This is a genomic window from Furfurilactobacillus milii (genome assembly GCF_009863985.1).
Lineage (GTDB): Bacteria > Bacillota > Bacilli > Lactobacillales > Lactobacillaceae > Furfurilactobacillus > Furfurilactobacillus milii_A.
Window position 1 is genome coordinate 86,538 of record NZ_WEZT01000005.1, and the last position, 25,550, is coordinate 112,087.

Below are 25,550 nucleotides of genomic sequence, written 5' to 3' on the forward strand. Positions count from 1 at the left end.
TTCGTCAACCACTTTGTTTAGACTAATTTAAAAAGTGCTTATTTCAACTGATAAAAATCAGCACTACCGTTGTGTAGGGGTGTTTTTATGCTATACTATTTGAGTACCTCTTGGAGAGTTGGCAGAGTGGTAATGCAACGGACTCGAAATCCGTCGAACCCGTTTATAGCGGGCGCGCAGGTTCAAATCCTGTACTCTCCTTTATACCCTTGGCAGGAAAACACCACCCATTGACGTTTGATGAGTGGTGTTTTTTCTAAATTAAATTAATGCCTGGGCGTTTTTGGAAACAACTAAAATTGATCTGCTAAAAAGGAGCTTGCTAAGATGAACATTGGGATCGATAAGATGGGGTTCTATACACCCCATTTGGTGTTAGATATGACGGATTTAGCTCACGCGCGCGGGGATGATCCTGATAAGTATCATATCGGCATTGGTCAATCAGAAATGGCTGTTGTGCCTCCAACGCAGGATGTAGTCACCATGGCGGCCAATGCAGCGGATCAAATTATCGAAGACTCAGACAAACAGGCAATTGATCTTATTTTATTTGCGACTGAATCTGGTGTGGATAACTCTAAGTCTGGTGCCGTTTATGTTCAACGTTTGCTTGGACTGACGGAACATACACGAGCCATTGAGGTCAAACAGGCTTGTTATTCTGCCACGGCGGCTTTGCAATTAGCCAAAGACTATATTGCCGCACATCCGCAACGTAAAGCGTTAGTGTTAGCTAGTGACGTCGCTCGTTATGGCTTACACACACCTGGAGAAATCACTCAAGGTGCGGGCGCAGTCGCCATGGTTGTCAGCGCGAACCCACAAATATTAGCAATCAGTGACCAAAGTACGTACTTGACGCAAGATGTGATGGACTTTTGGCGGCCGGTTTACGCAACGGAGGCACGTGTGGACGGACATTTTTCCGCCAACATTTACGTTGACTTTTTTACAGATGTTTGGACTCGATTCAAAAAGACATATGGTGCCGATGTAGCAGATTTTGACGCAATGTTGTTTCATTTGCCGTTTTCTAAGATGGGCTTAAAAGCGTTGCGAACTGTATTGCCGACGGATGACACGGTGGCATCTCGGTTGACTGATAACTTTGAATCTGCCAGATTGTGGAACCGACATGTTGGTAATCTCTACACGGGCTCATTATATTTAAGTTTGTTGTCATTATTAGCAAACGGTACATTAGCGGCTAATGCACAGCTGGGATTGTTTAGTTATGGCTCAGGCGCGGAAGGTGAGTTTTACACGGCATCGGTTCAGCCGAACTATCGGAATGGGTTTGATCAGGTCAAAATTGAATCATTACTCAATGCTCGTCAACGGGTATCGGTAGCCGAGTATGAACAGCTCTTTAATGATCAATTGCCGACTGATGGAAGTACGAAAAAATTAGACATTACGGCTGATCCGGCACATTTTGTGCTTGCCGGCATTGATAGTGAACAGCGTCAGTACCAAGCGCACTAGTTGACGAGAAATTCCGTCAATAGTAAGTCGTCACTTAGAGTGGTGTCACTGCGTTAAACGCAATGGATACACCTATACGATTTTATGAACGATAAAGTCTAAAGCTCTCGTGAATTCGAGGGCTTTTTGTTTACAAATAAAAAAAGACCACCCGTGGGCAGTCATAATAGTTCATTATTTAGGACGAAAGGCAGTAGCTAGTCCATAAGGTGATTATTGTGCGAAATTAGTCGTTGCTTTTCCATTTGTGGCGCTGAATAAAACTTTTCCAGATTGATCTGGGCTGACTAATGTCAGTGTGTAATCGTCTTTAAGCGCCTTACTAATGTTTGTAGAAGAAGTGGTCAAATTCTTAACCAATGTTGGCCAATGAGCCTGATCAGCCTCGGAAGGTTGTTTTTCGAGTGCTTCCAGCGCTTTGACTGTGTTTTCGTTCTCCGGTGTGATTGTGTAAGTTTTTTTGGCACGATCAAAGGTGACTTTGCCAAGTGTTGAAAAAGCGGAGTTAAGTTGTGTCGTCATTTGATCTTCGGCGGAAGATTTAGCGGCGCTTTTTTGTTTAGCCGTTTGGCCATTGATGACACCGCCAGTCGGGTTAAAGGTAGATGCTGCCTTGGTCAATGATGATTGAGCAGCCGCTGATGTTTGAGAAGAGTGTCGACTAGCGTTTTGGGTGGAAGATTGGCTAGCCGTTGTTTGGCTTTGATGGTGCCAGAAAGGCAGTTTAACAATTCCAAATCCCGTGATCAAAGTGAAAATCACGACAAGTGCTGTCGCAAACTTCCATGTACCGTAATTTTGTATCGAATTGAGTAAATAAAAAATGGCTAGAATTAATGCAATTCCACCGAAAATGGCTAAAAAAATCATGAAGATAACCCCTTTTTTCTCTGTCGTGATGACTTCTATTCTACCATTGCGACTGATGAAAGAAAAAGCGATATTGATTATCCATAATAAAATTCGTATGATAATCATAAATAAAATTATTGCATTCGAAGAAAACGTGCGTTACACTATCCATAATCGAAACACGGAGAAGAAGTGAATGATTTCAAGGAGGACCTATTATGACAGCAACTCTAGGCCAAGGCAGTATAGTTCGATGTTCAAAATGCGACGATTTACAAAAGCCCTTTTTGGGTAAGGTACTTGAACACTTAACACATCATGTTATTGTACAAATTATTAATTTTGACCCGATCGATCGCTACATGGTAGATGTATTAGACGGGCAGGTGACTTTAAGAACGGACCAAGTACGTCCGTTAAGGATGATCAAAATTAATCCGCGATCCGAGAGAACGTCGCGTGGATAAAAAATCATTGTACACATTTTTGACGATAAGTAGCAAATTAATAAAGATTTGAACAGATATAAAGTTCCATTTGTGAACATAATCGAATTTTAATTGTATGATTGTTCATTTTTGTCGTATAATTAGTGCATCAATTCGAGGAGGAATTATCCTGTGAAATCTATTTATTTAGCCAGCCCTTTTTTTGACGATGACCAAATTGATCGTGTCAAACGTGTAGAACAGGCTCTAGCGGACAATAAAACCGTTGGTGACGTGTTTAGTCCACGAAAGTCCCAATTCCCTGAATTAACGTTCGGCAGTCCAGAATGGCAGTCGACAGCATACAAGCACGACTTGGATCATCTAAACGATGCTGATATTGTTGTTGCTGTTAGTGACTTTACAGAAGATTCCGTTGACAGCGGGACAGCCTTTGAAATTGGTTATGCCGTGGCCAAAGGTAAGACGGTAGTATTAGTTCACGAAAAAGCGGGCCTGGTTAATTTGATGTTAGCTCAAGGCGCAAAAACATATGTTGAGCATGCTGAAGAATTGACGGCGCTTAACTTTGATCAATTGCCAGAACAACGTTACGTTGGTGAAGTTCAGTAAAAGTGTCTGTCCAGGAAGCACTTGCTGTGGTAATGGTGATTATTTTTATTAAGGTACAGCAAACAGTGAAAATAGGTCGACTTGTACAGATTTAGTCAGTGAACAAATTGTTGCATGTCATGTGCGATGAGAAGCGACCTATGTAAGAGGTCAGACAAAAAAAGCTGAGGTTTAACCACAAATGAGTGGTTAAACCTCAGCTTTTTACTGCCGTAATTTTGGAATTAATAAACTGAATCACGATAGAGGCCAACAACTTTACCTAAAATTGTGACATTGTTCAAAATAATAGGAGCCATGTTATCGTTCTCAGGTTGGAGCCGATAGTGATCAGACTCTTTAAAGAAACGTTTGCAGGTTGCTTCATTCTCATCGGTCATTGCAATAACAATATCCCCATTGTCGGCGTTTTGTTGACGTCGAACAATGACACGATCGCCGGTGAGAATCCCCATGTTAATCATACTGTCACCACGAATGGTAAGCATAAAGAGGTCGCCATCATATTCGGTTAGCTCTGGTGGAACCGGGAAATAGTCGGTAGCATCTTGGACTGCTAAGATTGGTTCACCAGCAGCAACGACACCTAAGACCGGAATTTCGTTTGGTGTCGTTGACACGCCAAGTGTTTGCAAACCAGCGTCCGTTAGTTCAATGGCACGTGGTTTAGTGGGATCCTTAACCAGCAATCCTTTTTTTTGTAAACGATCAATATGTCCATGAACTGTAGAAGTAGAGGATAAATCAACTGCTTCGCCAATTTCACGAACGGTCGGCGGATAACCTTTTTCATTAACACGTTCATAGATAAAGCGGAGTACCGCAATTTGTTTGCTTTCGGAACTTCTTGACATGTTCGTCAACACCTCGTCTTATTTTTGCGTAGCCGCGAACAAATGTGAAAACGTGTTCGTGGTGGGTCCGGTTGGCGGAGCTACGCGATTTCGATAGTTAAAACTTAGCACATTTTTTGCTCTCGGTCAAACAAATGTTCGCTTTACTGCAAATCTTTTCCACTTTTTGACTTCTTCTTGTATAATGGTCAGTCGAAGCCTTGGATAAATGATAAGGAGGGGCAGAATCAATGGAATCAGAAAAATTACGTGCCCGGATTAATGAACTTGCTCATAAACAAAAGACAACGGGACTGACCGATGAAGAGAAAGTTGAACAAAAGAAACTTCGCGAGGCCTTTTTAGCCAACTTTAGGAAGGCGTTCCGGTCACAAGTTGAAATGATGCAAGTATTCGACAAAGACGGTAAAGAAGTTACGCCAGAAAAAGTGAAGGATGTCCAACGCAAAAAAGGTTTGCGAGACGATTAATTTGCTTTTTTTGGCATTAAAGGGTTTTCAAGCGCGTTGATGTTGTGTAGTATTACTTAATGTAATTCATCTATGGAAGGAGGTTATTTCGATGTCAACAGGGTTGTGGATTTTAATCGTTATTTTAGCGGCAGTCGCCGGTGTTGTTGGTGGCTTCTTCTTTGCGCGCCGCTACATGCAAAACTACCTTAAGAATAATCCTCCGATTACTGAAGAAATGCTACGGACGATGATGCTGCAAATGGGGCAAAAGCCTTCTGAAAAGAAGTTGAAGCAAATGCTGTCAACCATGCAGAGTCAAGCACGAAAGAGCTAATTCTGATTAATGTAATTGATTAAACGGGCTGGATTACTCCTGCCCGTTTTTTATATTCTTGAATTTACACTTTAAGTGCAACACTAATTAAATAAAGAATGGCCCATGGCCAAATTTCTGTAAAATGATGTTTGCGAAAACAATCATGAAAGGAAAGAACAAATGAATAATCGTCCCCGTAAATGTCTCGGATGGAAAACGCCTTATGAAATATTCTTTAATGTAGTGTTGCACTTAATTTGACAATTCAAGTTCTTTTTTTAATTGTGCGTTATTGGAAAGTTGGTGACCTTGGTGTCGATTTTTAGAAAACTTGCTTGGTACTTTAAGGCTGAGCGACGAACATATTTTTGGGGTGTGATTGGTTTATTGCTAACCGCCTTACTGGGCATCATTCCGCCAAGAATTATTGGTATGCTGGTTGATTTAATGGATAAGCGTACGCTGACTGCTGGAAAACTTGGTCTAGCACTTGGTGTCATGACTGTTACGGCCTTGCTAGCATACGCAGCCCGTTTTTTGTGGCGGACGGCTATTTGGGGAGGTGCAGCTAACCTCGAAAGAACACTACGAGAGCGGTTATACTGGCATTTTATGCAAATGGATACCGCTTTTTACCAACGGTATCGAACTGGCGATTTGATGGCCCATGCGACCAATGATCTATCGGCCGTCCAACGAGTCGCCGGTGGCGGGATCCTTCAGTTTGCCGATTCCATTATCACTGGTGGTACAACATTGGTTGCCATGATGATCATGGTTAACTGGCGGCTCACTATTTTAGCTGTCCTGCCATTGCCATTGATTGCAATTGTGGCTCGGTATGTAGGAACAAAAATTCACGTAGCCTTTGGTGAATCGCAGGCAGCTTTTTCTCGTTTAAACAACAAGGCCCAAGAGAGTATTGAAGGCATTAAGGTTATTAAAACATTAGGTCAAGAAAAACAGGATGAAGCAGATTTTGAGGGGCAAGTTCAGGACACCATCAAAATCAACCGATACACCAATTTCTTGGACGCGATGTTTGATCCGTTGATTACGGTGATTATTGGTTTGTCTTACGTGGCGACAATTGTCTTAGGCGGTCGATATGTAACCAGTGGGGTGATCTCACTCGGACAATTGGTGACGTTCATTGCTTATGTTGGTATGCTGGTTTGGCCAATGTTTGCGATTGGTCAATTATTCAACACTATGGAACGTGGGAACGCTTCCTACGACCGGGTTAACTTTTTATTGCACGAAAAGTCTAGCATTGTTGAAAAAACGGATGGGATTAAACAGCCAGCAACAGGCACCATTAATTTTGATATCAAGGCATTTAACTATCCTGATGAGAAGCAATCACGGTTGACAAACATTGATTTTTCTTTGCCTACGGGTCACACATTGGGCATCGTTGGCCGTGTTGGAGCCGGCAAGTCGTCCATTATTAAGTTGCTTCTACGTCAGTTTGACGATTATCAAGGCACGATTAAAATGGGTGGTCATGATATTCGTGATTACACGCTGGATGCTTATATTCGTTCTATTGGTTACGTGCCACAGGATAGTTTTTTGTTTTCAGCGTCTGTGAAAGGCAACATTGCTTTTGCAAACCCTGATTTGAGTGATCAAGCCATTGAAGATGCTGCTTACACGGCTGCGTTTGATACCGAGGTCAGTAACATGCCGGACGGCTATCAAACGGAAGTGGGCGAAGAAGGGGTCTCACTGTCTGGTGGTCAGAAACAGCGGTTAGCTATTGCCAGAGCGTTAGTGATCGATCCTGAGGTATTGATTTTGGATGAGGCGTTGTCGGCGGTTGATGCCAAAACGGAGGCTCAAATTCTTGAACGTTTAGGCAGTAACCGAGCAGGTAAGACAACGATTATTGCCGCACATCGTTTAAGTTCAGTTGTTAATGCTGATGAAATTTTAGTGATGACGGATGGGCATATTAGCGAACGAGGCACCCATGCCGAACTGATGGCCCAAAATGGTTGGTACAAACGGATGTACGACCAGCAGCAATTGTCAGATTCGATTGGAGGTGGCAACGACTAATGGCACAAAATAATCATGAGTCGGTCTGGGCTCGAAGTATGTCGCTGAAAGAACAGACAACTGTTATTAAGCGTTTATTACCTTATGCGGCACCCTATAAATGGGACTTCATCTGGGCAATTGTCTTTGCCTTTTTGGTTAGTTTAATTAATGTATTGTTGCCAAAGTTGATGTCGACGTATATGGATCAGTATTTAAGGGTGCATAATTCAGGATTGCGCGTTGTCCTCTTCTTTGCCGGATTTTATTTTCTTGGGACGATTATCAAAGCAATTTTCCAGTTTGGTCAGGAATTCTTGTACGCCATGGGTGGCGAACGAATGCTTGAAAATGTGCGTGTTAAGATGTTCCGTAAGCTCCACACACTTGGAATGCGCTACTTTGACCAAGTACCGGCCGGATCAATATTATCGCGGCTAACAAATGATACAATGTCATTTCAAACATTCTGGGCACTGTTTGCTGCCGCTATTGTGGCGTTGTTCTCAGTAATTACATCGTTTTACGCCATGTACCGAACAAACGTTAAAGTTTCGCTAGTTGTCCTCGCTTTCTTACCGATATTAATTTTTGCGATTTGGTATTATCAGCATTTTAGTAGTCGGGTTTACCGGTCTATGCGCGAACGACTAAGCGAACTGAACGCTAAACTAGCAGAGTCTATTAACGGAATTGCGGTGATTCAGGAATTTCGCCAGGAGCACCGAATGAATAGTGAATTTGAACAAACTAATCAAGCCTATTTTGATACAAGACGGGCAATGATTCGTACCAATTCACTGTTGCTTGGTCCAATTATTGATTTACTGTTTGCTCTGGGCGAAGTTGCTGTGCTATGGATGTTTGGTATCGATGCATTTCATCACTTTGTTCTTGCAGGTACAATTTACGCGTTTGTTCAATACCTTAGTAATTTTTACAATCCGATGGCGAACATGATGGATTCGCTCTCCGACTTTCAAGACGGTATTGTTGCCGGTTCACGGGTTTTACGAGTGATGGATGATCAAACACTCGCGCCACAACAACATCCGGTTGAGGGTGCTAAAATTACCCGAGGAAAAATCGAGTTTAAACACGTTAACTTTAGTTATGATGGTGAACATGATGTGTTACACGACGTTTCCTTGGCCGTTGAGCCAGGGCAGACGGTTGCGTTGGTTGGTCACACTGGTTCCGGTAAATCTTCAACGATAAATGTTTTGATGCGGTTTTATGAATTTGGTTCGGGCCAAGTTTTGATAGATGATCGTGACATTCGCGATTACAGTATGACTGAATTGCGTCAACGATTTGGGCTCGTTCTTCAGGATTCGTTTATGTTTTACGGCGACATCGCCTCAAACATCCGCATGTTTGATGACAATATCAGTGATCAACAAGTTGAAGATGCCGCACGTTTTGTGTCGGCAGATCGTTTTATTGACCAATTGCCTGATAAATATCATGCTCGTGTCATTGAACGTGGCGCCAGCTATTCTGGTGGTCAGCGACAATTGTTGTCGTTTGCACGCACGGTAGCACATAATCCAAAGGTGCTTATCTTGGATGAGGCAACGGCCGACATCGATACAGAAACTGAAGCACTCATTCAAGATGGTCTTCAAAAACTGCAAAGTGGACGGACCACGATTGCAATTGCGCACCGGCTGTCAACGATTAGAAATGCTGATCAGATTTTGGTACTGGATCAAGGTCGAATTGTTGAGCGAGGCACGCATGATGATTTGCTGGCTAAGCGCGGGCGTTACTACGACATGTATCGGTTGCAAACAGCAGTTGATGCAGATCAACGTGAGGCACTTCTTAATAGTGAAGAAGATGATTCCAGTGCTTAAGTGAAGGAATGACTGAGACTACGCGTTGGATAGGCAAAAATAAAGGTGTACTGACGATTCCAAAGCTGGAGTCGTCAGTACACCTTTTTAATGACAATGATTATGCTGTGTTTGGTTAATTATGATTTACGGTTGTTGTGGACTTCTGGTTTAGTTAACTCTGCCAAATGTTCAGCTTCGACTTTTTCTTTGGTTTTCTCTGCGGCTTGTTTTTGTTGATATTCTTCATAGAGCTTTTGATTTGGATCCACATAGTGGAAGGACGGATCAATTTCTTTATCCAAAGCATCAAAGGCGGCTTGCATTTGTTGATCAATTTGTTGTTGACCGGCATCATCTGTTTTGAATTTGCGGTCGATATAAATCGGTTCACCGAAACTGATTTTGACACGTTTGCGACTGAATAATCCCATAAATGTCAATGGCCCTTGATAAACAGTAGGAACCAAGGGAACACCAGCAAGCTTAGCGATGACTGTGGCGCCACCTTTCATTTCACTGGAATGACGAGTGCCAGAAGGAAAGATGATGGTCGACAGTTCACCTTGTTTTAGAATCTTGACAGGGGTCTTGATGGCTGAAGGGCCTGGGTGATCCCGGTCTACCGGATAGGCATTGGCATGGTTGAGCACAAAACGGATGATTGGATTTTTGAAGAGTTCCTTTTTGGTCATGAACGAGAATTTTCGAGGTGATGCGGCTAGAGCGTAATAAATTGGATCAAACCAAGTTCGGTGCGGCCCCACAAGAATGTAGGTTCCTTCTGGCAAACGGTCTTTATGTGTGATTTTTGGTCGCCCGTTGACGATTAATAGGATAATGCGGGCGACAACACGAATAAATGAATAGAACAAGGCGGTGCCTCCGAGTCTTAAATGTTTTTAAAAATAGATAATCTAAAAAGCTGATAATTTATTGTGATTGACGTTTCCCGAATGTCGAAACATTGGCCTTAGTTTAAAAAATAAGTTGAAATTCGTCAACCCTGTTGATCACTGACATAAACAAAGCTGGTCGCCATGGTATTTGGAAATCTACTTGCATTTGCTAGGCTAGACCATAATAATTCTGATAAGAGTATGACGAAGATGACCTTAGAATGCAAGGTTGAAACAGTCTGTGAAAGAAGTGAACACATTAATGGAACCGAACTTACTGCCAGATGAACGAATTGACCAGTTATATGGTGCCGATATTAAAATTATTCAAAGTAAAACCGTTTTTTCATTTTCACTAGATGCGGTTCTATTAGCTGATTTTGCCAATCCCGACAGAACCAGGCGAGGATTAACCGTCGATTTATGTGCGGGCAACGGGGCGGTCGGTTTGTTTTTCAGTCCTAAAACAAAAGGGCCAATAAAAATGGTTGAGATTCAACCACGTCTAGCCGATATGGCTCGGCGCTCAGTTAGTCTTAATGGTTTGACTACACGGGCGGAAGTTCTGACAATGGATCTTAAAGATGTGACGACGGTTATTCGTCCTGATTCGGCTGCGATTGTGACCTGTAATCCACCTTATTTCGTTGATGCACCAACATCTCAAAAAAATCCCAATGAACATTACGCCATTGCAAGGCATGAGCTGACGACAACGTTAGCAGATGTGATTAACGCGGCCTCAGGATTGCTGAAAATGACCGGTCACGCGTATTTTGTGTTCCGACCAGATCGTTTTTTGGAAATGATGACGTTGTTACAGGCGGCTCGTTTGGCACCCAAACGGTTGCAGTTTGTGTACCCAAAACCAGGGCGCGAAGCCAATATGTTCCTAGTGGATGCTATCAAAGACGGCAAAACAAATGGTTTAAAAGTATTACCACCGTTGACTGTTGCAGACAACGAAGGTAACTATGTTGGTCATGTGCGTGAATTGCTTTACGGAAACGAGGCGCAATAATAGTGTCAAAGCCTTATTATTTTTATGTGCTACTTTGTGCCGACAACACGCTGTACGGTGGCTTTACAGACGATGTTGGCCGACGCTTTGCAACTCATCAGGCTGGCAAGGGAGCCAAGTACACACGACCAGCATTTCGTCATCCGTTAAAAATGATTTATGCACAGGCGTTTGAAGATAAATCTAGCGCGCTAAAGGCTGAGTATGCATTTAAACATCAACCGCGAGCCAAAAAAATTGCTTTCCTTCAGGATCATCATGCCAACCCATTTGAAAATAATGATTAGTAATTAGCGAGGTTGTCCAGTTGTGTCATTAAAAGGTGGTGATTGTGTGCCATTCTTTCAGCGAAGATGGGGCTAGTTTTGTGCTAAGCTAAATTGGTATTCAAAAATTGAAATAGTTGTCAATTTTACTTGGAGGAATAAACGTTATGAAAATTCTAGCTTATGGCGTACGGGATGACGAAAGGCCTTACTTTAAAACTTGGCAGGCAGCACATCCAGAAGTAACTGTTTCGTTGACACCGGCTATTTTAGATGAACATTCCGTTGATGAGGCCGCTGGTTGTGATGGGATTAGCATTTTACAAACGGATCCAGTAGGGCCAGCGATATTTGAACGACTGGTCAAAGAAAATGTGCGAGCAGTGTCGTCGCGAATCGTGGGCGCGGACGCTATGGCGCTCGATACTGCAAAAAAATTAGGAATTAAGGTGACTAATGTGCCTGCCTATTCTCCAGCGGCAATTGCGGAATTCACGGTTAGCCAGTTATTGCAGTTGTTGCGCAACACGCGTCGTTTTGAAGCTAAAATTCACGCTCAGGATTTCCGCTGGGCACCAGATGTCTCACAGGAATTGAATCAGCAAACGGTCGGTGTGATCGGCACTGGCAGAATTGGGCGTGCGGCAATTAAAATATACCGTGGCTTTGGCGCGAAAGTCGTTGCTTACGATGTTTACCATAATGCCGAATTGGAAAAAGAGGGCGTCTATGTTGACTCATTGGCCGAGTTATATCAGGCCAGCACCGTGATTACATTACATGCGCCAGCAACCAAAGATGATTTTCATATGCTGGATCAGGATGCTTTTGCCCAGATGAATGACGGTGTTTGGATCGTTAACGCAGGACGTGGCACGTTGATTGACAGTCAGGCGCTGATTACAGCGTTGGATAGTGGTAAGGTCGCAGGCGCCGCCTTAGATACTTATGAAAAGGAACTGCCCATTTTTAACCACGATTTAAGAAATCAACAAATTGATGATCCAACCTTCAACAATTTGTTTGCTCGCGAGAACGTTTTAATGACGCCTCACATTGCTTTTTATACAAATGTGGCCGTAAAAAACATGGTGACCGTTTCTCTCGATCACAACTTGAGTTTGATTCAAACAGGTGTCTCTGAAGATCAGGTGATTTAATGCTTGTCACAGCACTTGGCGTTTGGTATACTAATTGTCGGTTCAAAACCAATTCACACCTAGCGTGATGCGCAAATCGGTGCTCAGGGATGAGTGATCTGTGCAAATGAGCGTTGGGGAGGAAAAACATTATATTTTGGAGGATTTAACACATGGCTGTTATTTCTATGAAGCAATTGCTTGAAGCTGGTGTCCACTTCGGTCACCAAACACGTCGTTGGAACCCAAAGATGAAGCGTTACATTTTTACTGAACGTAACGGTATTTACATCATTGACTTGCAAAAGACGGTTAAGATGGCTGACGTTGCCTACAACTTTGTTAAGGATGAAGCTGCTAAGGGTTCAAACATTTTATTTGTTGGAACTAAGAAGCAAGCTCAAGACTCAATCGAAGAAGAAGCCACTCGTGCCGGTATGTACTACGTTAACCACCGTTGGCTTGGTGGTACGTTGACTAACTGGAACACCATTCAAACACGGATCAAGCGTTTGAAGGACTTAAAGAAGATGGACGAAGACGGTACTTTTGATCGTCTGCCAAAGAAGGAAGTTGCTTTGTTGACTAAGCAACGTGAAAAGCTTGAAAAGTTCCTTGGCGGTATCGAAGATATGCCTGGTATTCCTGATGTTATGTTCATCGTTGACCCTCGTAAGGAACAAATCGCTGTTCAAGAAGCACACAAATTGAACATTCCGATTGTTGCCATGGTTGACACGAACACTGACCCAGACGACATTGACTACATCATTCCTTCAAACGATGATGCTATCCGTGCCATCCGTTTGATCTCTTCGAAGATGGCTGATGCTGTTATCGAAGGCCGCCAAGGTGAAGACCAAGGCGCTGACGATCAACAACAAGCCGCTGCAAAGGGCGATTCGATGGAAGACATCGTTGATGCTGTTGAAGGCGACAACAAGCAAAAAAACAACTAAGCGATAAAACCTTAGGCTGTCTATCAGTTGAGACCGTTGTGGCCTGAGATTGATAGGCAGTCTTTTTCTCAAATTACTAAGTTTATTAAAAATTATGAGGAGGCCATACTAAGATGGCAGTTACAGCAGCTCAAGTTAAAGCATTACGTGAAAAAACCGGTGTTGGTATCATGGACGCTAAGAAGGCATTAGTTGCCACTGATGGTGATGAAGCCAAGGCTTTAGACTTCCTACGTGAAAAGGGTATCGCCAAGGCAGAAAAGAAGAGTGACCGCATTGCTGCTGAAGGGTTAACCGAAGTTGCTATTCATGGCAACAAGGCAGCAATTGTTGAATTAAACTCAGAAACAGACTTTGTTGCTTCAAACGACACGTTCAAAGATCTGTTACAAACAGTTAGTGACCAAATTGCTTTGGAAGAACCTGCTACTGTTGAAGAAGCTTTGAAGTTGAAAGCTAATGACAGCGAAACGTTAAGCGATGCAATCATCTCTGCTACACAAGTAACAGGTGAAAAGATTAGTTTGCGCCGGTTCCAGGTCGTTGATAAGAATGATGACCAAGTATTTGGTTCATACCTACACATGGGTGGTTCAATTGCTTCTTTGGTTGTTCTTGAAGGTGGCGACGCCGAAACAGCTAAGGATGTTGCGATGCACGTCGCTGCAATCAACCCAGAATATGTTGACCGGACTGATGTACCGGCTGACCGTTTGAACCATGAAAAGGATGTTCTTTCTAAAGAAGACGATCTTGCTGGCAAGCCAGACAACATCAAAGAAAAAATGATCGATGGTCGTTTGAACAAGTGGTTGGCTGAAATTTCATTGAATGATCAACCATTCGTTAAGGACGGCGATCAAACTGTTGACCAGTACGTTTCCTCGAAGAACGCCAAGGTTGTTTCATTCGTTCGTTACCAAGTCGGTGAAGGCATGGAAAAGAAGAGCGATGACTTCGTTGACGAAGTTATGGGTCAAATCAAGTAATTAAACCAGGGCGTACGTTATGTGCGCCTTTTTTGTAGAATGAGACGCCCACATGGGATCTGACAAGGAGGATGTTGGTCTAATGGCTGATGTAAAATACAAACGTGTAATGTTAAAGTTGAGCGGTGAAGCACTGGCCGGTGAACAAGGATTCGGAATCTATCCGCCAAAGATTAAAACCGTTGCTGAAGAACTAAGAGAGGTTTATGCCCTTGGTGTGCAGATTGCAATTGTTGTCGGTGGCGGTAACATTTGGCGAGGTGAAGCAGGATCTGAAATGGGCATGGAACGCGCCCAAGCTGATTACGTCGGTATGCTGGCAACTATTATGAACGCCTTGGCTTTACAAGACAGTTTGGAAAGCTTAGATGTACCAACACGTGTCCAGACTTCTATTGAAATGCGCCAGATTGCAGAACCTTACATTCGTCGGAAGGCGGTTCGTCATTTAGAAAAGGATCGGGTCGTGATTTTTGCCGGTGGAACTGGTTCACCATACTTTTCAACAGATACGACCGCTGCTTTACGAGCAGCTGAAATCAATGCAGATGCTATTCTCATGGCTAAAAATGGCACGGACGGTATTTATTCGGCCGATCCGAATGTAGATCCTGATGCAGTCAAGTACGATTCTTTGACTCACTTGGATATTATCAACAAGGGTCTTCATGTTATGGATACAACAGCAACGTCGTTGTCAATGGATAATAATATTCCACTGGTCGTCTTTAACTTCAACGAACCTGGCAATGTTTTGAAGGTTGTTAAGGGTGAAAATATTGGGACAACTGTTAGGGGGAAATAAAATGGCTGTTAATGAACCGATTTTAAAAGATGCACAAGAACGGATGAGTAAGGCTGGTGATGCGCTGTCACGTGAGCTTGGCAATATTCGTGCAGGCCGTGCAAACGCAGGCTTGCTCGCTGATATTAAGGCGGATTATTATGGCGCGCCAACACCGATTAATCAAATGGCTTCCATCACGATTCCGGAAGCGCGTGTCTTATTAATAACACCATTTGATAAAAGTAGTTTGGATGCTATTGAACACGCAATTTTGACTTCTGATTTGGGAATTAATCCAGCTAACGATGGTAACGCTATCCGGCTGGTTATTCCGCAATTGACTGAAGAAAGCCGGAAAGACTTGGTTAAACAAGTTCATGGTAAGGCTGAAGAAGCTAAAGTTGCCGTTCGTAATGTTCGTCGAGATGCAATGGATTCATTAAAAAAAGGTCACAAAAATGGTGACTTTACAGATGATCAGTTGCACGATCTTGAAGAACAAGCTCAAAAAATTACGGATGCTGGCATTAAGAATGTTGAAAATATCGCCAGTGACAAAGAGAAAGAATTAATGACTATCTAGTTACGGCTCTGGATATTTTTTGTCATATGGTAGATTGCAAATTTAATCCGAATTTTTGGACAAATTTGTCAGCATGATCTGATAAGGTGTTTGCCAGTCAAGTATTTTAAGTGGTCTCTGATTTCGATTTTAATTCGTTCGGAATAGGTTATACTAGACAAAAGATCAGCTCCTAAAAGATGGGTTTGTGGTAAACACCATTTTAAAGGAAGCTGATCTTTTTTGTCCGAACAGCGTTCGGATTAATTTTACAATCTATCATATAAGCGATTGTGATTGGAAATTTGTTTTTCCAGTCACAGTCGTTTTTTTATTTAAGGTGACAATTTACTAATGAGTGCTGACTGTGGCCAGTTTTACCAGTTACGTTAAAGTGATACAATGCCGAGGTAGATATTTAAGACAATGATTATTGTTTGGCGACCATACATAATGGTTGTCTGTCCCATCAACCGGGCACGTTTCGTCATTTTTTAGAAGGTCACTGCGTTTATTTCGCTGTGTTTTAATGTAATGACTGGGTGTTTTTGTTAAACTAGAAAGACGTAGAATTGAAAGGTGGACGTTGTTTTGTTTGGACGAAAAAAGACTGTGGCACCTGAAACTTCGCCAAGTGATCTCGATGAGACACGCATTCCTAAGCACGTTGCCATCATCATGGATGGTAACGGACGATGGGCTCAGAAGCGACATTTACCACGTGTGGCAGGCCACAAGGAAGGCATGAATGCTGTTAAAAAGGTGACCATTGCGGCTAGTCATTTAGGTATTAAGGTGCTAACACTGTATGCTTTTTCAACAGAAAATTGGAAACGTTCAGAGAATGAAGTTAACTATCTTATGCAACTGCCAGTCGATTTTTTTGACACTTTTGTACCCGACTTGGTTAAAGAAAATGTGCGGGTTAATGTTATGGGATATACGGATCAGCTTCCGAAAAAAACCCAAACAGCTGTTAACAATGCGATTGCGGATACCGCGCACTGTACCGGCATGATTTTAAATTTTGCACTTAACTATGGCGGACAAGCGGAAATCGTGACGGCTATCCAAAAAATTGCGCAAAGAGTTGCTGACGGGGACCAACAGGTTGCGGACATTACTACGGAAACCGTTGATCAGGCTTTAATGACGGCTCCACTTGCACCATACAATAACCCTGATTTGCTAATTCGAACTAGTGGAGAAGAACGAATTTCGAATTTTTTGCTTTGGCAAATTGCTTATAGCGAATTGGTATTTACAGAAGGGTATTGGCCTGATTTTGACGACACAGAATTGCGTCGCTGTATTGGGCAATTTCAACAACGTGACCGTCGCTTCGGTGGCGTCAAACAACAAAAAAATAAATAAGAGTTTGTGACGGGCTAAGGCTTGTCCAGAAGTGAGGAGTTTCATATGCGTACTCGTGTCATTACCGCCGTTGTGGCGTTATTGATTTTTATTCCAGTGATTGTCTATGGTGGTTGGCTAATTCAATTGGCAGCTATTGTCCTTGGCGCTGTGGCGTTAGGCGAAGTGCTAGTCATGAAAAAGAAGTTGGTCGTGTCTGCGGAAGCGATTATTAGTTTTCTGGGGTTACTTGTGCTACTGGCCCCACAGAGCTGGTTGGCATTTTTGCCTGCTAACCTCAATCGCGAATTTTTATTCTTTATTTTCGTGATGCTGTTGCTGTTACATACTGTATTCACGCGCAACCATTTTTCGTTTGATGACGCTGGTGTGTTGACACTTGCAATGTTGTACATTGGCATGGGCTTTTACTACTTTGTTGCTGCTAGAAATACTGGTCTGTCCACACTGTTTTACATTTTGTTTGTTATCTGGACGACAGATTCGGGTGCTTATATGATTGGGCGTAAATTAGGTCGGCACAAATTGGCTCCCCAAATATCGCCCAACAAAACATGGGAAGGTTCCATTGGTGGCACGATTGTGGCCGTCATTGTCGGTAGCGTTTGGGTTGCCTTTTTCCCACAACACTTTAGTTTGCCGATAATGGTCGGTCTGACACTGATTTACAGTGTTTGTGGTCAACTGGGTGATTTAGTTGAATCATCTCTTAAACGTTTTTATGGTGTGAAGGATTCTGGCAAAATCTTACCAGGTCATGGTGGTATTTTGGATCGCTTTGACAGTTTGTTGTTTGTGTTACCTATTCTACATTTGACGGGATTGATTTAGGCACAAGTATTTGATTCAGAAAAATAGATGTTCAAACTTCTGGCTGTTCTTTTTTTTAGAAATAGTAGTCAGGTCAAGTGAAAGGATCCTATGTGAATGGTAAAAACAATTGTTGCCTTTATTATTGTTTTTGGAATTTTAGTGGTCGTACATGAGTTTGGCCACTTTTATTTTGCCAAACGGTCAGGTATTCTTGTGCGTGAATTTTCAATTGGAATGGGGCCCAAAATTTTTTGGACACGCAAAAATGGCACATTGTATACCATCCGAATTTTGCCCTTAGGGGGTTACGTTCGAATGGCCGGTGCCGCCGAAGATGAGGATGATCAACTTCAACCGGGAACGCCAATCAGCATCATGATGGGCGATTCCGGTAAAGTTACCAGAATTAATGCTAGTGATCAAACGACACTATTTAATGGCATTCCTGTCATTGTGACAGAGTCTGATTTAGTGGATCAACTTGTCATTAAAGGTTATGAAAATGGTGACGAAAGCGTCGTTAAAACGTATGCAGTGGAGCATGATGCGACCATCATTGAAAAAGATAGCACAGAGGTGTTGATTGCACCGCGTGACGTCCAATTTCAGTCTGCTACGTTGTGGCATCGTATTTTAACTAACTTTGCGGGGCCACTGAATAATTTTATTCTGGCGTGGTTGGTCTTTGCCATTATGGGATTCGCCATGGGCGGTGTTGCTAGTAATAGCAATGCGATTTCAGGGGTGTTAGCAAACACGCCGGCTCAATCGGCTGGCCTAAAATCGGGTGACCGAATCGTTAGCGTTAACGATAAAGACACTAATAACTGGACGGCTGTAACAAGCGCTATTACTAGTGATACCCACGGTGACATCACACTTGGGATTAAGCGTGGTCAAAAGACAGTTAAGCATGTCAAAATAACGCCGCAGGTAAAAACTGTTTCTGGCAGTAAAACGCGGACTGTCGGCATTAAACGTGGAATCGATACCGGCTTTTTTGCCAAGTTATTTGGTGGGTTCTGGAACACGACTGTGCTGTTATTTGCGGCGCTCGGTCATTTGTTCACGCATTTCAGTCTCAACGACCTTGGCGGACCAGTGGCGATTTATGCGAATACGGCCACAGCTACACAGGCTGGTTGGAGTGGCATTCTCTACTGGCTCGGTTTCTTATCGTTAAATTTGGGAATCGTCAACTTGTTGCCAATTCCCGCGCTCGACGGTGGTAAACTGGTTTTAAACGTCATTGAAGCAATTCGACGTAAACCATTGTCACAACAAACTGAAGGTGTCGTCACAATCATCGGATTTGGTTTTGTTTTGTTCTTGATGATTCTAGTCACATGGAATGACATCATGCGCTATTTTGTTCACTAAAACGACTGACAATGGTCGTTAACTTTTGGAAGATTGAGGAGAATTAATCGATGAAACAAAGTAAAATGCTAATTCCGACGTTGAAAGAAACGCCGAGTGATGCGGAGGCCTTGAGCCATCAAATGATGTTGCGGGCGGGGTATATTCGACCAGTTGTTGCTGGTGTTTATGCTTACCTGCCACTGGCTTTCCAAGTGTTAACAAACGTGGAAACAATCGTTCGTGAAGAAATGGCTAAGATTGATGCCGTTGAAATGCTAGCGCCAGCGTTACTGCCAGCGGATCTTTGGAAGCAGTCGGGCCGTTATGACACGTACGGTCAGACGATGTATAAGTTGAAGGATCGTCATGAACGTGATTTGATCCTTGGCCCAACCCATGAAGAAACCTTTACAAGCTTTATTCGAGATGAAGTTAAGTCGTACAAGCGGCTACCACTGGTTATGTACCAAATTCAACAAAAGTATCGTGATGAGGATCGTCCTCGTTATGGACTGCTGCGGGGTCGTGAATTCCTGATGTTGGATGTTTATTCATTCCATAGCGATGCTGAAAGCTTGGACCGTGTTTTCAAACAGATGGAAGTTGCCTTTCGAAATGTCTTTAACCGTTGCGGTCTGAACTACCGTGAAATTCTGGCGGATTCTGGTGCGATGGGTGGTAAGGAGTCGCGCGAGTTTAATGCCATTGCGCCAGTTGGTGAAGATACGATTGCTTATTCCGACAGTAGTGATTACGCTGCTAACTTGGAAACGGCAACAAGTCTTTATGTGCCGAAGAAGTCACATGAAGAGCCTCGCGAGTTAGAAAAAATCGCCACTCCTGGCGAAAAAACTATCGATGCGATTGCTAAACGTCTTGATATCGACACAACTAAGACATTGAAAACCATGTTGTACATGGCTGATGGCGAGCCATTGGTTGCCTTGATTCGTGGTGATCATGGAGTTAATGACACTAAGCTAAAAAATGTTGCCGATGCAACTGACTTAGAGATGGCAACTACGGAACAAGCTGAGCAGTACTTAGGTGCAGATTTTGGCTCCCTAGGTCCCGTTGGTGTCAGTGAAGACATTAAAATTATTGCTGACCAGGATGTTGCTGATCTTATGAACATGCCGGTTGGTGCCAATGAAAATGGTTTCCACTATCTGAATGCAAACTTGAACCGCGATTTCCGTGTTGATGAGTTTGCAGACATTCGCTTGGTTCAGGAAGGCGATGTTTCTCCTGATGGCGAAGGCGTCTTGAAGTTTAACCGTGGTATTGAAATTGGTCACGTGTTTAAATTAGGGACTCGTTATTCTGAGTCACTTGGTGCTCAGGTTCTTGATGAAAACGGTCGTCAAAAAGATGTGATCATGGGTTCCTACGGGATTGGTGTGAGTCGGTTACTGTCTGCAATTGCTGAACAGACGGCTGATGAAAACGGTCTTGCATGGCCTAAAGCCATTGCGCCATTTGACATTCACTTAATTCCCGTTAACATCAAAAATGATGAACAACGTGAATTGACTGATGAACTTGAAACCTCTCTAACCGATGCCGGTTACAAGGTATTGGTTGATGATCGAACTGAACGTGCCGGTGTTAAATTTGCCGATTCCGATTTAATCGGTTTGCCATTGCGAGTTACTGTTGGGAAAAAGGCCGCGGACGGTATTGTAGAAATCAAACTGCGTAAGACTGGTGAAACGGTTGAAGTCCGCAAAGAAGAGTTAACTGAAACTGTGGCTATTCTTTTCAAGGGCATTGACTAACGCTATTCTTTTGAAATTAAAACGTTACTGATAACAAGTCGAACCTTTAGGGTATTTCCCATCAGGGTTCGACTTGTGTGCACTGTACTGAAAAACGATTATTTTATAATTGGCTACTTAAGAACATTCATGTGGGGAGGCCGCATTTCGTGGCGTTAAATCAACACGAGCTTTTTATTAAATTACTAGACCAACTAAATCTCGAGTCCCAGGCGAACGACGCAGCATTTGCGAACGCGCAGATTACAGATATGGTTGTTCATGAGCAGAGTCGGACTTGGAGTTTTGGCTTTCACTTTGACCACATTCTGCCGTTTGAAACGTTTATGAACTTTTCACAACGGCTTACCCAAGCGTTTGATGAGATTGCGACGGTAAACTTTCATATCGCCTCAAGTGACACACAGGCTGAAATTGAAACGATTGCACGGTACTGGACGTGGGCAGTTAGTCACAGCGGATTGAATGAGCAGTTTGCACGACAATTGTGTGAAGGAACTGCGCCAACTATGGACGGCGACCGAGTAATTATTACAGTGCCCAATCAAGTTGTTTCAGATTTTCTTAGCGGTGATACATTGACTGCTTTGGTCGCAACGTATCAGCGCTTAGGTTTTCCAGAATTGTCGTTTGCAACGACAGTTGATGAAGCTGCCTCAGCACAACAACTTGCTGATTTTCAAGCAGCTAAGGAAAAACGAGATGAAGAAATGGTCACCAAGGCGGCCGCTGTCATTGCCAAAAACAAGGCTGAACATTCTTCTGCGCCAACGGTAAACGGCCCGGTTAGTATGGGTCGAAAAATTAAAGATGATGAACCAATTCGCCGAATGGATGAAATTACCGAAGAAGAACGTAGTGTGACCGTTGAAGGGTACGTGTTCGCAAAAGAGATTAGAGTGCTTCGGTCGGGTCGGCAATTATTGACAATAAAGATCACTGATTATACCTCTTCTTTCATTGTGAAGAAGTTTTCACGGAATGAAGATGACGAAGCTAATTTTGCGGCCATTCCTGAAAAGGCGTGGGTTAAAGTTCGCGGTTCTGTTCAGGAAGATAACTTCTCACGAGACTTAGCCATTATCGCCAACGATTTGCAGGTGGTTTCTCATACCGAACGAGAAGACACTGCGCCTGAAGATGGTAAACGGGTAGAGTTGCACCTCCATACTCAGATGAGCACGATGGATGCTACGAATAACATTGCTGATTTTGTCAGTCGAGCCGCAAAATGGGGACACAAGGCGATTGCAATCACTGATCACGCGGGTGTTCAAGGCTTCCCGGCAGCTTTTAAGGCCGCTGAAAAGGCAGGCATTAAGATGCTGTATGGCGTTGAGGTTAACCTGGTTGATGATGGTGAGCCAATTGGAATCAATGACGCACATGAGGTGCTAAAAGGTCACGAATACGTGGTGTTTGACGTTGAAACGACTGGCCTTTCAGCCATTTACGATAAAGTTATCGAGCTTTCTGCCGTTAAAATGCAGGATGGTAACGTCATTGATCAGTTCGAGGAATTCATTGACCCCGGTTTTCACTTGTCAGATACGACCACTAACTTAACGAGTATTACGGATGATATGGTGGCAGGGTCTAAGACTGAAGAAGAAGTCTTTAAAATGTTCCGCGATTGGTATGGCGACGATATTTTGGTCGGGCATAACGTGACATTTGATGTCGGTTTTATGAACACTGGTTATGTGCGTCATGATATGCCAGAAATCGATAATCCGATTATTGATACCTTAACGCTGGCACGGTTTTTATATCCGACGTTAAAGGGTTACCGTCTGAATACACTAGCCAAAAAATTCAATGTTTCATTGGAACATCATCACCGTGCCATCTTTGATGCTGAGTCAACGGGTCATTTAGCCATGATTTTCTTGAAAGATGCAGAAGAACGCTATGGCATTGTTTATCATGATCAGTTGAATGAACACATGAGTGACAATGACGCGTACAAACATGCGCGACCGTTTCACGCAACTGTGATTGCAAAAACACAGGCTGGCCTGAAGAACTTATTTAAACTTGTTTCGCTGTCGAATGTGAAATATTTCTACCGGGTACCCCGTGTCCCGCGGAGTGAACTAAATCGTTTACGCGAAGGGCTTATCGTTGGCTCAGCGTGTTCCTCTGGTGAAGTATTTGAAGCGGCCATGCAAAAGGGGAAAGCCGAAGCACTCAAACGAGCAAAATACTACGATTATTTGGAAGTTCAACCCAAACCGGTTTACAAACCCTTAATCGAGGGTGAGTTAATTCACGACAATGCAAAACTTGAGGCGATCATTAAGTCATTGGTTGAAATCGCTCATGAATTGGATAAACCGATTGCGGCGACAGGGGATGTTCATTACTTGGATCCTCATGATGCCATTTATCGGAAAATCCTCATTAGTTCGCAAGGTGGCGCTAATCCGCTTAATCGTCATTCCTTACCAGATGTTCATTTCCGTTCTACTGACGAAATGTTGTCAGAATTTAGTTTCCTAGGGGACGATTTGGCACAGGAATTGGTTGTTACCAATCCGAATAAAATCGTTGATATGGTCGAAGACGTGCACCCACTGAAAGATAAGCTGTACACGCCAAGAATGGCCGGTGCGGAGGATGAAATCCGTGAACGGACAATGGACACGGCTCATGAACTATACGGTGACCCATTACCAGATATCGTGCAAAAACGTGTTGACCGTGAACTAAAGTCGATTATTGGAAACGGGTTCTCTGTTATTTATCTGATTGCACAACGGTTAGTGCATAAATCTAACAAGGACGGGTACTTGGTTGGCTCCCGTGGGTCGGTTGGCTCATCCGTTGTAGCAACGTTTGCCGGTATTACGGAAGTCAATCCACTGGCACCTCATTATCTGTGTCCCAACCCAGAATGTAAGTACAGCGAGTTCTTTACGCATGGTGAATACAGTTCTGGTTATGATTTACCAGACAAGAACTGTCCTAAATGTGGAACGCTGCTTAAGAAAAATGGACAGAACATTCCGTTTGAAACATTCCTTGGATTTAAAGGAAACAAGGTTCCAGATATTGATTTGAACTTCTCCGGAGACTATCAACCCATTGCGCATAACTATACTAAAGTTATGTTCGGTGAGGACAATGTATATCGCGCGGGGACGATTGGAACGGTTGCCGATAAGACCGCTTATGGTTACGTTAAGGCTTATGAACGTGATCACGACGTTACTTTCCGCCAAGCTGAAATTGACCGTTTGTCCAGTGGCGCCACGGGTGTCAAACGAACGACGGGGCAACATCCGGCTGGGATTATCATCGTGCCGGATTACATGGATATTTACGATTTCACACCTATTCAATACCCTGCCGATGATCAAGATGCTGCTTGGCAGACAACTCACTTCGATTTCCATTCGATTCATGACAATATTTTGAAAATGGATATTCTGGGACATGATGATCCCACGATGATCCGGACATTACAAGATTTGTCAGGTATCGACCCAAAAACAATTCCCACAGACGATCCTGGTGTGATGGGGCTGTTCTCTGGCACAGAGGTGCTAGGCGTTACAGAAGAACAAATCTTCAGTAAAACAGGAACACTGGGCATTCCTGAATTCGGAACCCGGTTTGTTCGAGGGATGCTTGAAGAAACGCATCCGAAAAACTATTCTGAATTGCTACAAATTTCAGGCCTGTCACATGGGACTGACGTTTGGCTGGGTAATGCGGAAGAATTGATTAAAGATGGCACGGCGACAATTGCTAACGTGATTGGTTGTCGTGATAACATCATGACCGACTTGATCAACTACGGGTTGGATTCAGAAATGTCATTCCAGATTATGGAATCTGTGCGTCATGGTCGCGGGATTCCTGATGAATGGCAAGCAGCTATGCGGGAGTCGAATGTGCCACAGTGGTACATTGATTCCTGTCTAAAAATCAAGTACATGTTCCCAAGGGCGCATGCCTCTGCCTATATTTTGATGGCGTTGCGAGTGGCTTACTTTAAGGTTTACTTCCCGATGTTGTATTACGCTGCTTACTTTTCTGTTCGTGCTGATGATTTTGATCTAGTTGCCATGTCGCGTGGTAAAAATGCGGTTAAGGCATCGATGAAAACTATTATGGACAAAGGCAACGATGCATCGACTAAGGAAAAGAGCTTGTTAACGGTGCTTGAATTGGCTAACGAAATGATGGAGCGTGGCTTTAAGTTCAAGATGATCGATGTTGAACGTTCGGATGCGCAGAGCTGGTTGATTGACGGAGACTCATTGATTGCTCCGTTCAATGCAGTTCCCGGTTTGGGCGATAACGTTGCTAAACAGATTGTGGCGGCTCGTGAAGAAAAGCCATTCCTGTCCAAAGAAGATCTAAGCAAACGTGGTAAAGTTTCTGCTACGATTATTGATTTTCTGACTGAGAACCATGTGTTAGATGATTTGCCAGACGAAAATCAGCTGAGCCTATTTTAATGTCTGAACGGACCAGTCAGTGTTTCATCTGTCAAAATTCGAACTGAGTGTGGCCGTGACAATTCCTTACTTAGAGCAAATGAGGCTGATGTCATCTTGTTTCTAAAATTTTGAAAAACTTCAACTTCATGATCAATCCAAATATGCCCTATTCCTGAATTTGAGGAATAGGGCATATTTTACGACTAGCCATGTTCAACGCGAACGCATATCGGATCTTGTTTCGTT

General features: G+C 43.2%; 21 protein-coding genes and 1 tRNA gene. 19 read left to right on the forward strand and 3 right to left on the reverse strand.

Annotation, left to right across the window (positions count from 1 at the left end; translation table 11 throughout):
• Window positions 1–112: 112 nt before the first annotated feature.
• Window positions 113–201: transfer RNA gene (locus GB992_RS03290), tRNA-Ser, on the forward strand.
• A 126-nt stretch (window positions 202–327) separates the two neighbouring features.
• Window positions 328–1,488 (forward strand): hydroxymethylglutaryl-CoA synthase, encoded by a 1,161-nt coding sequence (locus GB992_RS03295; protein WP_161001201.1) that lies wholly within the window; start codon window positions 328–330, stop codon window positions 1,486–1,488.
• Window positions 1,489–1,701: 213 nt separating this feature from the next.
• Here the strand turns inward: GB992_RS03295 and GB992_RS03300 are convergent, their stop codons facing one another.
• Window positions 1,702–2,358 (reverse strand): hypothetical protein, encoded by a 657-nt coding sequence (locus GB992_RS03300; protein ID WP_161001202.1) that lies wholly within the window; start codon window positions 2,356–2,358, stop codon window positions 1,702–1,704.
• Window positions 2,359–2,960: 602 nt separating this feature from the next.
• On the opposite strand from GB992_RS03300, the gene GB992_RS03305 reads away from it, so the two are divergent.
• The gene (locus GB992_RS03305; RefSeq protein WP_161001203.1) at window positions 2,961–3,401 is read left to right on the forward strand and encodes a nucleoside 2-deoxyribosyltransferase; all 441 of its coding nucleotides are present in this window, start codon (window positions 2,961–2,963) and stop codon (window positions 3,399–3,401) included.
• Window positions 3,402–3,625: 224 nt separating this feature from the next.
• Here GB992_RS03305 and lexA read toward each other — a convergent pair whose 3' ends face one another.
• Window positions 3,626–4,255, reverse strand: a complete 630-nt coding sequence (gene lexA, locus GB992_RS03310) for a transcriptional repressor LexA (RefSeq protein WP_017262000.1) — start codon at window positions 4,253–4,255, stop codon at window positions 3,626–3,628.
• A 230-nt stretch (window positions 4,256–4,485) separates the two neighbouring features.
• Here lexA and GB992_RS03315 point away from each other — a divergent pair, with 230 nt between their 5' ends.
• The 4 genes from GB992_RS03315 (at window position 4,486) to GB992_RS03330 (ending at window position 8,925) form a co-directional block, all read left to right on the forward strand.
• Window positions 4,486–4,725, forward strand: coding sequence for a DUF896 domain-containing protein (locus tag GB992_RS03315; protein ID WP_161001204.1), 240 nt, complete (start codon window positions 4,486–4,488; stop codon window positions 4,723–4,725).
• Between the two features lie 91 nt (window positions 4,726–4,816).
• Window positions 4,817–5,041, forward strand: coding sequence for a YneF family protein (locus GB992_RS03320; protein ID WP_017261998.1), 225 nt, complete (start codon window positions 4,817–4,819; stop codon window positions 5,039–5,041).
• Between the two features lie 294 nt (window positions 5,042–5,335).
• Complete coding sequence (locus GB992_RS03325; protein WP_161001205.1) at window positions 5,336–7,087, forward strand: ABC transporter transmembrane domain-containing protein; 1,752 nt, start codon at window positions 5,336–5,338, stop codon at window positions 7,085–7,087.
• A complete protein-coding gene (locus GB992_RS03330) occupies window positions 7,087–8,925 on the forward strand; it encodes an ABC transporter ATP-binding protein (RefSeq protein WP_161001206.1) in 1,839 nt (612 codons plus the stop codon). The genes GB992_RS03325 and GB992_RS03330 overlap by 1 nt, the downstream gene beginning before the upstream one ends.
• A 119-nt stretch (window positions 8,926–9,044) precedes the next feature.
• Here GB992_RS03330 and GB992_RS03335 read toward each other — a convergent pair whose 3' ends face one another.
• Complete coding sequence (locus tag GB992_RS03335) at window positions 9,045–9,779, reverse strand: lysophospholipid acyltransferase family protein (protein ID WP_161001207.1); 735 nt, start codon at window positions 9,777–9,779, stop codon at window positions 9,045–9,047.
• Between the two features lie 286 nt (window positions 9,780–10,065).
• Here GB992_RS03335 and GB992_RS03340 point away from each other — a divergent pair, with 286 nt between their 5' ends.
• The 12 genes from GB992_RS03340 to GB992_RS03395 all read left to right on the forward strand — a co-directional run bounded on the left by GB992_RS03340 (window position 10,066) and on the right by GB992_RS03395 (window position 25,322).
• Window positions 10,066–10,824 (forward strand): tRNA1(Val) (adenine(37)-N6)-methyltransferase, encoded by a 759-nt coding sequence (locus GB992_RS03340; protein WP_161001519.1) that lies wholly within the window; start codon window positions 10,066–10,068, stop codon window positions 10,822–10,824.
• Between the two features lie 2 nt (window positions 10,825–10,826).
• A complete protein-coding gene (locus GB992_RS03345) occupies window positions 10,827–11,111 on the forward strand; it encodes a GIY-YIG nuclease family protein (RefSeq protein ID WP_161001208.1) in 285 nt (94 codons plus the stop codon).
• 146 nt (window positions 11,112–11,257) lie between these two features.
• Window positions 11,258–12,250 (forward strand): D-2-hydroxyacid dehydrogenase, encoded by a 993-nt coding sequence (locus tag GB992_RS03350; protein WP_161001209.1) that lies wholly within the window; start codon window positions 11,258–11,260, stop codon window positions 12,248–12,250.
• A 152-nt stretch (window positions 12,251–12,402) separates the two neighbouring features.
• Window positions 12,403–13,188: a 30S ribosomal protein S2 gene (gene rpsB / locus GB992_RS03355; protein WP_017261991.1), complete on the forward strand. Its 786-nt coding sequence runs from the start codon at window positions 12,403–12,405 to the stop codon at window positions 13,186–13,188.
• Window positions 13,189–13,301: 113 nt separating this feature from the next.
• Window positions 13,302–14,177, forward strand: coding sequence for a translation elongation factor Ts (gene tsf, locus GB992_RS03360; RefSeq protein WP_161001210.1), 876 nt, complete (start codon window positions 13,302–13,304; stop codon window positions 14,175–14,177).
• 82 nt (window positions 14,178–14,259) lie between these two features.
• Window positions 14,260–14,982, forward strand: a complete 723-nt coding sequence (gene pyrH, locus GB992_RS03365; protein ID WP_017261989.1) for a UMP kinase — start codon at window positions 14,260–14,262, stop codon at window positions 14,980–14,982.
• 1 nt (window position 14,983) lies between these two features.
• Entirely contained in the window at window positions 14,984–15,547 is a 564-nt protein-coding gene (gene frr, locus GB992_RS03370) for a ribosome recycling factor (RefSeq protein ID WP_017261988.1), read from the forward strand.
• 570 nt (window positions 15,548–16,117) lie between these two features.
• Window positions 16,118–16,900: an undecaprenyl pyrophosphate synthase gene (uppS, locus tag GB992_RS03375; protein ID WP_161001211.1), complete on the forward strand. Its 783-nt coding sequence runs from the start codon at window positions 16,118–16,120 to the stop codon at window positions 16,898–16,900.
• Between the two features lie 45 nt (window positions 16,901–16,945).
• On the forward strand, window positions 16,946–17,731 hold the full coding sequence (locus GB992_RS03380) for a phosphatidate cytidylyltransferase (RefSeq protein ID WP_161001212.1): 786 nt from the start codon (window positions 16,946–16,948) through the stop codon (window positions 17,729–17,731).
• Window positions 17,732–17,827: 96 nt separating this feature from the next.
• Window positions 17,828–19,093, forward strand: a complete 1,266-nt coding sequence (gene rseP, locus GB992_RS03385) for an RIP metalloprotease RseP (RefSeq protein WP_161001213.1) — start codon at window positions 17,828–17,830, stop codon at window positions 19,091–19,093.
• Between the two features lie 50 nt (window positions 19,094–19,143).
• The gene (locus GB992_RS03390; protein ID WP_161001214.1) at window positions 19,144–20,853 is read left to right on the forward strand and encodes a proline--tRNA ligase; all 1,710 of its coding nucleotides are present in this window, start codon (window positions 19,144–19,146) and stop codon (window positions 20,851–20,853) included.
• 149 nt (window positions 20,854–21,002) lie between these two features.
• On the forward strand, window positions 21,003–25,322 hold the full coding sequence (locus GB992_RS03395; protein ID WP_161001215.1) for a PolC-type DNA polymerase III: 4,320 nt from the start codon (window positions 21,003–21,005) through the stop codon (window positions 25,320–25,322).
• Window positions 25,323–25,550 lie beyond the last annotated feature (228 nt).